We start from the raw sequence: 10,063 nt of genomic DNA on the forward strand, positions 1-10,063 counted from the left end.
GAGAGTTTACTTTCGTGCGCTGACTCTGAGAGGGCAATACGTTGGGCGCGAGTGCATTTGAATCCCTGACAGGTGCTTCAGATACGCCTTTCCCACACTACGATTCACCCACTGATTCGCCGTTTCCGGTGTTGGAGGACTGGTTGGGCACAGCGGAGCGCTGTGGGGTTCGCGAGCCACGAGCGCTAGCGTTAGCCACGCTGGATGCCAACCAACGACCCTGTGTACGGATGGTGACCGTGATCGAAATCGATGAGCGGGGCTTGGCATTCGCCAGTCACTCAACAAGCCATAAGGGCCAACAGCTTGCGGCCAATCCGTGGGCAGCCGGGGTGCTGTACTGGCGTGAGACGGGCCAGCAGATCGCCGTGAGCGGGTCTGTATCGATGATGGGCGCTGCCGAATCAGATGCCATTTGGCACAGCCGGCCAAAAGCGCTACAGCCGATGTCGGTTGTTTCGTTCCAAAGTGAGGTCCTGGAGGATCCAGAACATTTGCGGCGGCTAGCAAGTAGCGCTGAGGGTCAACAGTTTCCCCGTCCGCAGCGGTTTGTTGGGTACCGTCTGGGCTGGAGCGTCGTAGAGTTTTGGTGCGCCTCATCTGACCGGATGCACCGGCGGCTGCGCTATGAACAGTTCGGTGACGGATGGACGTGGGTGAGGCTTCAACCCTGAGGTGAGGCGGTGTGGCCGAGAGCTGGTGCAATCGAGTCAGCTGTCACCCGTGCACTTGGTTGGCCCATTGTCGGCAGTGGTCGCGGCCTTTTGGCTATTGGCTACACCACATTTGGGTGCCATAGTGCCCCCATGATGAGCACAGCGGAGCTGATCGTCGTTGGTGCCGGACCTGGCGGGTCAGCTGCGGCCGCGTGGGCGGCACGACAAGGACGCGAAGTCCTCGTTATCGATGCCGCGGAATTTCCGCGCGATAAGGCGTGCGGAGATGCCGTCTCACCGCGCGCGATGGGTGAATTGGAAAAGCTCGGGCTCGGTGACTGGCTCGACGGCCGTATCCGTCACCGTGGTCTGCGAATGTCGGGATTCGGCACGCAAGTCGAGGTGGCCTGGCCTACGGGGTCATTTCCGCCGACGAGCACTGCGATACGTCGGACCGAACTCGACGACCGAATCCGCTGTGTGGCCGCAGATGAAGGCGCCAAGATGATGTTGGGCACCAAAGTTGTCACGATCACTCAAGACCGTGCCGGCCGGGTGCTGTCGGTGACGACCGATTCAGGCGCTGAAATCCGCTGCGAGCGGCTCATTGTGGCCGATGGCGCAAAGTCTCCGATCGGTCGTCAGCTGGGGCGCGTGTGGTACCGGAAATGGGCGTATGGCGTCGCTATTCGTGGCTACCTGACCTCGGAACGCGGTGACGAACCGTGGGTCAGTTCCCATGTACTTCACTCACCAGAAGGCAAGCTGTTGCCCGGCTACGGGTGGATTTTCCCGCTCGGTAACGGCACCGTGAATATCGGTGTTGGTACGTTGGCAGCGCTTCGGCGGCCCGCAGACACAGCGCTGCGCCCTTTGCTCTCGCTCTACACGTCTATGTGTCAGCAGCAGTGGGGATTTGAGGGACAGCCGCTGGGACGGATGTCATCCCTGCTGCCCATGGGGGGATCCGTGGGCGGTTGCGCCGGACCTAACTGGATGCTCGTCGGTGATGCCGCAGCTTGTGTGAATCCGCTGAATGGAGAGGGCATCGACTACGCCCTAGAGACCGGGCGGGTCGCGGCTGAGCATCTCGAACTCCCGGACTTGACGATGGAGTGGCCAGAGACGCTGCAACGTCGATACGGCCGGGAATTCTCTGTCGCGCGCCGTCTGGCTTATCTCTTGACCACACCAGCAATTCTTTCCGCATTGGGACCGGTAGGAATGCGATCAAAGAAGCTGATGGACATTGGCGTTCGTGCCATGGGTAACCTCATATCCGATGACGACGAGGACTGGGTCGCCTGGATGTGGCGACGCGCAGGTGCGCTGTCTCGGCGTTTTGACAGTCGCGCACCTTTCGCTGGGTAAACCTTCCGCTGACGTGTATCACGCAACACACGGGCGAGGATACGCACCGGGCTCTTGTCGCTGAGCTGGCTGTGCAACTGCGAAACGGTAGACGTTGCACGCTCTTTGCACATCTTGGTTTCATCCGGGCGCTCGGACGACAGATTGAACCTCGTCCATCCATGATTGGTTTGCATGCTCGACGGGCACGGTGGGCTGGCAATACTGTGCGGGAGATGACCGGACCCGCACCGCGTTTCGGTGAGTTGCCCGACTGCATCTCCTATTCGATGCCAAGTACTAACGATCTGCCTAGCAATGTCGCCGATTGGCAAGTCGACGCCGGCCGTGTCGCCCTGTTGATCCACGACATGCAACGATATTTCCTGCGCCCGCTGACTAGGGGTGCATCACCGTACCGGGCGCTCGTCGAAAATGTGGCCCGGCTGCGTAACGTCTGCTCCGCGGCTGGTATCCCGGTTGGCTACACAGCGCAGCCCGGGGGCATGACACTCGAGCAGCGCGGATTGTTACGCCATTTCTGGGGCGCTGGAATGACAACCGACCCGACCGATCGCGCAATCGTGGCGGAGCTAGCCCCAACGACCGGCGACCGACTATTCGTCAAATGGCGCTATAGCGCGTTTCACGCTTCAGACCTCGCGGATTGGCTTACGCAGAATCGGCGGGATCAGCTGATTATCTGTGGCGTCTACGCCCACGTCGGAGTGTTGTTGACCGCCGCGGACGCCTACGCGCGCGACATCGAGACATTCCTTATCGCGGATGCGGTCGCTGACTTTTGCCGTGAGGACCATCAGTTGTCACTCGAGTACGCTGCAGCGCGCTGTGCGATGGTGCGCACGACCGCCAGCGTGGTCGGCGACATCAAGTCGGTGACGGCTTCCGAGGAAGACGTCAAGCTGTGACAGGCCTACTGACTTGACCGTCTTCTCCCCAATTGAGGACTTTGCCGGCGATGAGCGCCCGTTCGCAGTGCTGTACCGGCCCAACATCGATGCGCATAACGTCGAACTTCTACGCGGCGATGTGGTTGGCATGAATCGTCTCGATGAACTCGCGAAAGCGCTCGAACGGTCGGATGTGCTGGCGCTGTTGCCGTTTCGCCAGATCAAGGAACGGGGGATGGTTTGCAACGACGACGGTATGCCGTTGCTGGCAATGCAGCTCAAGGTCCGTGAGCGCATAGGGCGAGCTCAGCTGTTGGAGATGCTGCCATCTGAACCTGTCGACTGGTCAGACTTCGAATTCGACATCACTGATGAGCAGTACTGCCGCATTGTCCAGGCCGTCGTGCACAACGAAATCGGCGCCGGTGAAGGGTCCAATTTTGTCGTCGCTCGATCGTTGATCGGATCTTTTGGTGCCGAGCCCGGTCGCACTGCGCGACAAGTGTTTCGGCACCTTTTGGCGCATGAAGCCGACGCGTACTGGACATATCTCATCTACACAGGGCGGTGGTGGTTTGTGGGCGCCACACCCGAGGCGCATGTCGGACTCCGCGACAACACGGTTTTTATGAATCCGATCAGTGGTACTTACCGGTATCCCGACTGTGGTCCTACGGCGGCAGGTCTGCGGCAGTTTTTAAATGACCAGAAGGAAATCGACGAGTTGTTCATGGTGGTCGACGAAGAACTCAAGATGATGTCGCGAGTGTGCCCCGAGGGGGGGATCGTCTCGGGTCCCAACCTCAAGTGCATGTCCCATCTTGCGCACACGGAATACATGATTCATGGCGTCGCAGCCGTACCGCCAACGACGTTGCTTCGCGAGACGCTGTTCGCTCCGACTGTTATGGGAAGCCCATTGGAAAATGCCAGCCGCGTGATCGCTCGGCAGGAGTCAGTTGGACGCGGCTATTACAGCGGTGTCGCTGCGCTCATCGAGCGCGCACCTGATGGCAACCACCGGATGGATTCAGCGATCATCATCCGCACCGCAGTGGTCGACGAAACAGGCGCAGCCCGTATCACTGTCGGATCAACGCTGGTGCGTGACTCCGAACCTCAGCGTGAGGCCGACGAGACGCGGGCAAAAGCTGCCGCGTTAGTCAGCGGGCATCCTGGCAAGCCACTGTCTGGCTGTTCAGACCAGGACAGCTCCGGCGTCGCTGAGTTGCTCGCGCGGCGCAACGCGCTCGCCTCGCCATTCTGGTTGGATCCGACGCTGCGCCGCGGATGTGCACGTGAAATCGCTGTGGGGAAAACAGTATTGCTCATCGATGCCGAAGATTACTTCACTGCAATGCTGGCCACGATGCTGCGGGCACTCGGCGTACGGGTCACGATCACCGCCATCGATTCTGAGCCCACCTTCTCCGGCTTCGACGTGGTGGTTTTCGGGCCTGGCCCGGGTGATCCGAAGGCACGCCATGATTCCCGGGTATCGGCTTTGCGGAAGGCAATTCTTCGGGGGCTATTCAGCGATACTCCCTTTCTGGCCGTTTGTCTAAGCCACCAAATCCTTTGCGACATCATCGGGTTGCCCATTTGTCACCTCGAGAGGCCTAACCAGGGTGTGGGCCGTGATATCAACCTATTTGGCCGTACAGTCCGAGCCGGTTTCTACAACACCTTTGTCGCACGCTCGACGGCCGACGAGCTCGAAGCCGTGATTGCCGGCCGCGTCGAGGTCAGTAGGGATCCCAGCAGCGAGGAGATCTACGCTCTTCGCGGAGCGCGGTTTGAGTCGTTCCAATTTCATGCCGAGTCGGTGTTGTCGCGTGATGGTTGGCCGGTGCTGTCTGCGGCCTTGGAGCGCCTGCTGCACGCACAGGTGGTGCCGGCTGATAGCGATCGGCAGCGGTCCAGTGCGTGACGCTTGGACGTGGTATGGCTTGATCACCGCTCCTCAGTTCCTGTATTGCGCTGGGCGGCAACGCCTCAACTGCGGAGCGACTGTGCAACTCCCGGGTTTCGGCCGGCGTGTGGAGGCAATATCGTCGTGTAACCGTGCACAGAGCAGAGCTTGCCGGCAGCGCACGAGTCCAGACTGTGGGGGAGCGATGCATCAGACGCACCAAGCTGTGCACCCAACCCGCCTCTACTATTGCGCCTGTGACGACCACTTACCCGCGTGCCGTGAGCCCCTAGGAAGTGGCGATGTAGGTTGGGTTGTGCCTAGCGCATGTCCGACTGATGTTTGGGCCTCGGCGACTACGAATTCATCAGTGCCCGAATGCGTTTACGGACTCTTATGTCGGGCGCACGAATGGATGCGGGGCTACGGTGGCCGGCGGTAATCAGGTGGTCCCGGGCGGACGGCTTCGGCGCACCATACCGTTGGCCGGTTTCAGCGCCCGCGCGCTCGGCGGCGCGGCGGTTGCCGCATTGCGCGAAAAGTCCGGCGACACTGGGGCAGTGTCGCGTTTTCATGAGCGGACGGCTGAGCAGTACACCGAGCTTCTCGGGCAGTCCAAAGGTGTCTTGATGAAGGCTGGCCAGATTTTGTCGATGATCGACGCGACCTCGTTTGGCAGCGGTCAGCTGTCGCCCTATCAGGTGGCGTTGACTCGTCTGCAGGCCGACGCACCTCCGATGGATCCCGATGTGGCCAAAGAGGTGCTGCGCGCCGACCTTCGGCAACCGCTGGAGCAGGTCTTCGCGGAATTCTCTGATATGCCGATTGCGGCCGCCTCGATCGGTCAGGTGCATCGGGCATCGCTTCATGACGGGCGCAAAGTCGCTGTGAAAATCCAATATCCTGGTGCGGCGCAAGCGATTCGTGATGACCTGTCAAACACCGAATTCTTGGCGACGTTGATTCGGCTCGCGTCGTTGGCCTCGGGTACGTCGCAACCTGACGTTCAACGTGCTGTGCGCGTGGTCGCCTCGCGGATCGCTGAGGAAGTTAATTACCAGCACGAGGCGGCTAACATCGCCATGTTCCGCGCGCTATACCACGATCACCCATTCATCGAAGTACCCGAGGTCATTCGGGAAGCCTCTGGCGGCAGGGTTTTGACGATGACCTTCCTAGAAGGCCTCGATTGGACTTCCGCGCAGGGGGCCGACCAAGCGCTGAAAAACATTTGGTCGGAGGTCATTCAGCGGTTTTCCTTCGGGTCCTATCGGCACAGCAATCTCTTTCAAGCCGATCCCCACCCAGGCAATTATCGGTTCGGTCGTGACGGAAAAGTGGGCTTTGTGGATTTCGGATGTGTCATCCTGTTGCCCGAACATCAACGCCGCCAGCTCATTGATATGCCGCGCGCGGCGATGGATGGACGGTGCGACCTTCTTCGCCAGTTGATGGTAGAAGCTGGATTTTTCGCAGACGACTCCACGGTGACATCCGATGAGGCATACCGGTGGTGGGCACAAATCCTCTACGAGGCACTTGCACCGCAGCCCGTCACGTATTCGAAAGACACGACGCGGCGGGCGGTTCGAAGTTTGATAGATGTTCGGTCAGGGGATCATATCGTGCGCCGGATGGCGATTCCTGACCATCTAGTGTTCTCGACCCGTATCAGTTTGAACCTGAATACAATATTTGCCAGATTCGGAGCGACCCTTCCTGTGCGCGCGATTTCTGATGACCTGGACGGAGTTGCGCTGCCCAGCACCGATTTGGGCAAGGAGCATCACAGTTGGCGGCGGGCCCGGGGATTGCCGTGTGGATTGGATCATCATGGGCGTACCTGAAGCATTGTTCCCACGTTTGCCGTGGGATCCACGCAATCCTTACCCCTATTACGAGCATCGCCGAAAAGAGGGCAATGTTGTCTGGGACGAAGATGTCGGCGCCTGGCTTGTCCTAGGATACCGTGCCGCACGGCAGATTTTGAGTGATTCTGGTTGGATTCATCCTTTGTCGAAACCAAGTGTGCAGGCAGCGATGGACCCGCTTGGCCGGGAGCTAGTCAATCGCAACATGCTTTTTGTCGACGGAGCCCGGCACGCTCGCCTGCGGGCGTCGTTGGGCGATGTCTTCGCCCCCCGAAATATCAGTCAGCTCGCTGACGCCGTGGCATCGATGGCTGATGACATTGTTGGTTATGTCCCCAGCGGGACCCTGTTTAATTTTATGGACCGCATTGCGCTTCCGTTGCCCATCGCGGTGGCGGCGGCCTGGCTGGACGTGGACGCCAACAGCCTCCAGCTTCTGCGCGACCAGTCTCCGCCGATTAGTCGGATGCTCGGCGAGTTTGCAGACGCGACGGCGGTCGCTGAGGGCGTGACGGGACTGGCGGCGTTGCTAACCGAATTCCTCCCCATAGGTGCACATCGGAGACAACAGCCGGGAGACGATCTGTTGTCGTTCATCGCATCCGATCCTGAATTGGAGCTCGAGGACGTTGTCATGACCTCGATACTGTTGGCGGTAGCTGGACACGAGACAACTGCAAATATGCTGGGAACAGCGATGTTCCGACTTCTACGGCCGAACGACCAGGGCATACGCCTAGTCGACGGTATTGATAGTGAAGATCCGTCATTGGTCACCGAGTTGTTGCGCCTTGATGGCCCGGTTCAGTCCACGGCTCGAACTGCGTCGAGGGCTCATGTCGTTGAGGGCGTAGAAATCGATGTCGGGCAGCCTGCGGTGGTGGTGCTGGCCGCAGCCAACCGCGACCCGACGATCTTCGAGGCGCCGGAGCAGTTCCGTACGGGTAGGCCGACTCCTGCGCCGCTTTCGTTCAGTCATGGTGCTCATCACTGTGTGGGCGCGGCGTTGGCCCGGTTAATGATCGAGGTGGCGCTGCGCAAGACGTTGGCTCGCAAACCGGAGCTAGCTGGGGATGTGGTGTGGCGGGAGGCGGCGGCAATACGTGGACTCAAAGAGGTTCCCTTGGTCTTCCGATCGTGAGGTATGCGCCAGTGCGCCGGCTTGTCGGCAGTAGCAATGACATAATCTAACCAGGGCATCCACACGGACATGCCTGTCGGTCCGAAGAACAGCCGGCCGACAGGATTGATTCGTCGCATATCGGGATCATTGCGTCGGCCGCGCATGAACGACGCGAACGGACGGTACACATGCTCACGTATCGAATACGCGGTTGCGTTCTCGAAGCCAGCCTCGCACAACAGATTTGGATAGGTGTCGACGTTGATCGGGTGGCGTCGGTCGGCATTGAATACCGCCCGAACTGCGGCGCCGAGTGGCCATATTTTCCTGAAAGGCCCGGTGACCTCTCGCGGGGCTACTGGCACCATGTCGGCCAGCACTAGCCGACCGCCCGGCTTGAGCACGCGGAAAGCCTCGGTGAAGAAATCCAAGCGTGAAGGAAAATGGAATGCGGATTCCAGCGCGGTGACTTTCGTGGCCGTGCCGTTTGGTTGGGGCAGCCGGCTGGCTGATCCCTGCATGAAAGACACGTTGTCGGCGAGTCGACGCCGCTGCGCCCTGGCGTTTGCAATCTCGATCTGATTACGGGTGAGGTTCACTCCAACGATGCGCTCTGGCCGAAACTCTTGAGCCCACAAGAAGTCTTGGTCGCCGTAGCCGCAGCCCACATCTATAACGACATCTCCAGGACCAAGCTGGGCCTCGATGCCCAGCTTGCGAGCGAGGTCTGCGCATGCATCGTCTAGTGTTTGCGGGCAATCCTTCCAATATCCAAAGTTGATGTAGAGCGACTCCTCGCCGAGCAGGTTCGTCAGGCCGAATACGTCGTCGTAGAGCTTGCCGTAGCGGTTAGCTGTCGGCATAAAACACATGGCGGCTGCGTGAGCGAGCTCTTTGGACCATCGCCGCGCAAGCTGGATGGCACTTTCGGATGAGTGAGAGTTTTTCACCGGCGTGGTTTCACAACCTGAACACTGCCCGTGTTGTTGTCATCGGCCCGTGTGCCGCGGGCGGCATTTCTCAAGACCCATGTGGTCCACAGTTGGGGGCATCACGCTAGCGAACTCAGTGTCGATGAAGAAGTCAACAGTGGCAGCGACCTACGTGCGCAGTCCGATGACAAGCCGAGTTGATCGTCGGGTCGTGCGGCGCTGAGCCGGCATCGCATAGTGGTGCGGGTTATGGACACCTTCTGGTGGCATGGGTCAAGCCGCGAGACATCGCCTGAAGTCCCAACACATCGGTTACGTCATCAAGCCCATACAGCAGGCCGAGCAGGGAGCCATCCCTTTACCATGACTCAATCACTGGCGCGTTCGCTCTACCACGTCAGCGCGGCCGTATTTTATTGGCTTCCAATATTTTTCGAGCACTACAGCGCAACCACTTTGGACCATGCGCAGCGGGCGCAGAGCTCCTAGTAGATGAAGAACCCGTTTTGCCAGCATGGTCGAATCACTTTTGGTTGCAATGTTATCGATGCGATCCCTTCGCCGCGGCAGGTTCGATCGGACAGTCTCGTACATCGCGCGCGGCTCGGTATTGGCCTTGCATCTCAGTGTTTAGAGACAGAGTTACTACCCGACAGACCGGCTGTTAGTGTTCATGTCGGACTGCCGCCTGAGATAGCGGATCGATGCGTACTCTTTGTAGGGACGAGATGATGTCTGGGCTTACAACGGAGCAGAGACCTGCGCAGCGGGCGCGCATCGAGGCGGACACCTGGACGCCCGCTACAAAAACCTCTACCGCGGAGTTTGTTAGCGACAAAGTGATTGTGCCCGCGGTATAGACGCCATGAGTTCGCCTGCGCAAACCAATTCTCAGCGGCGTCCGCCCTATCGGTGGATCGGCGTTGCTGTGCTAGCAATCCTCGCTCTCCTCGCAGGACTGATCTACGGGCAGTTCCGGGGCGGTTTCACCCCGAAGACGCAGCTGACGATGTTGGCGTCGCGGGCCGGGTTGGTGATGGATCCGGGTTCGAAGGTGACTTATAACGGGGTGGAGATCGGCCGGGTGGGGTCGATTGCGGAGACGGTGCGTGATGGGAAGCCGGCGGCGAAGTTCACGTTGGAGGTGTATCCGCGGTATTTGGCGTTGATTCCGTCGAATGTGAATGCTGATATCAAGGCGACGACGGTGTTCGGCGGTAAGTATGTGTCGTTGACGACGCCGGCTAATCCGTCGCCGCAGAAGATTTCGCCGCGCACGGTGATCGATGCTGTCTCTTATACACATCT

7 protein-coding genes and 1 pseudogene are annotated in these 10,063 nt (G+C 59.6%); 7 read left to right on the top strand and 1 reads right to left on the bottom strand.

The genetic code is table 11. From position 1 onward, the window contains the following. The first annotated feature begins 41 nt into the window (after positions 1-41). The 6 genes from A5782_RS24405 (at position 42) to A5782_RS24430 (ending at position 7,841) form a co-directional block, all read left to right on the top strand. A complete protein-coding gene (locus A5782_RS24405) occupies positions 42-674 on the top strand; it encodes a pyridoxal 5'-phosphate synthase (RefSeq protein ID WP_067104847.1) in 633 nt (210 codons plus the stop codon). Between the two features lie 132 nt (positions 675-806). Beyond that, positions 807-2,027 carry a geranylgeranyl reductase family protein gene (locus A5782_RS24410; RefSeq protein WP_067104848.1) on the top strand — a complete coding sequence of 407 codons (1,221 nt, stop codon included), beginning with the start codon at positions 807-809 and terminating at the stop codon, positions 2,025-2,027. A 215-nt stretch (positions 2,028-2,242) separates the two neighbouring features. Next, positions 2,243-2,935 (top strand): isochorismatase family protein, encoded by a 693-nt coding sequence (locus tag A5782_RS24415; RefSeq protein ID WP_067104849.1) that lies wholly within the window; start codon positions 2,243-2,245, stop codon positions 2,933-2,935. Positions 2,936-2,948: 13 nt separating this feature from the next. Beyond that, the gene (locus tag A5782_RS24420) at positions 2,949-4,847 is read left to right on the top strand and encodes an anthranilate synthase family protein (protein WP_231986773.1); all 1,899 of its coding nucleotides are present in this window, start codon (positions 2,949-2,951) and stop codon (positions 4,845-4,847) included. Positions 4,848-5,257: 410 nt separating this feature from the next. Continuing rightward, positions 5,258-6,676, top strand: a complete 1,419-nt coding sequence (locus A5782_RS24425; protein WP_231986774.1) for an AarF/ABC1/UbiB kinase family protein — start codon at positions 5,258-5,260, stop codon at positions 6,674-6,676. Then, the gene (locus A5782_RS24430) at positions 6,663-7,841 is read left to right on the top strand and encodes a cytochrome P450 (protein ID WP_067104850.1); all 1,179 of its coding nucleotides are present in this window, start codon (positions 6,663-6,665) and stop codon (positions 7,839-7,841) included. Before A5782_RS24425 ends, A5782_RS24430 begins: the two co-directional genes overlap by 14 nt. A gap of 206 nt (positions 7,842-8,047) precedes the next feature. Here the strand turns inward: A5782_RS24430 and A5782_RS25890 are convergent. Then, a pseudogene (locus tag A5782_RS25890) lies at positions 8,048-8,695 on the bottom strand (cyclopropane-fatty-acyl-phospholipid synthase family protein); the annotation flags it as partial. A gap of 925 nt (positions 8,696-9,620) precedes the next feature. On the opposite strand from A5782_RS25890, the gene A5782_RS25895 reads away from it, so the two are divergent. Then, positions 9,621-10,063, top strand: a 443-nt coding sequence (locus tag A5782_RS25895) for an MlaD family protein (protein ID WP_156624097.1), incomplete at its 3' end; no start/stop codon positions are given.

Source organism: Mycobacterium sp. 852002-40037_SCH5390672 (assembly GCF_001665875.1).
In the GTDB taxonomy this organism is placed as follows: Bacteria; Actinomycetota; Actinomycetes; order Mycobacteriales; family Mycobacteriaceae; genus Mycobacterium.

Excerpts from the sequence above, each read along its gene's own strand:
- A5782_RS24410 (WP_067104848.1), top strand. The coding sequence starts at position 807 with ATGATGAGCACAGCGGAGCTGATCGTCGTTGGTGCCGGACCTGGCGGG.
- A5782_RS24415 (WP_067104849.1), top strand. The coding sequence starts at position 2,243 with ATGACCGGACCCGCACCGCGTTTCGGTGAGTTGCCCGACTGCATCTCC.
- A5782_RS24430 (WP_067104850.1), top strand. The coding sequence starts at position 6,663 with ATGGGCGTACCTGAAGCATTGTTCCCACGTTTGCCGTGGGATCCACGC.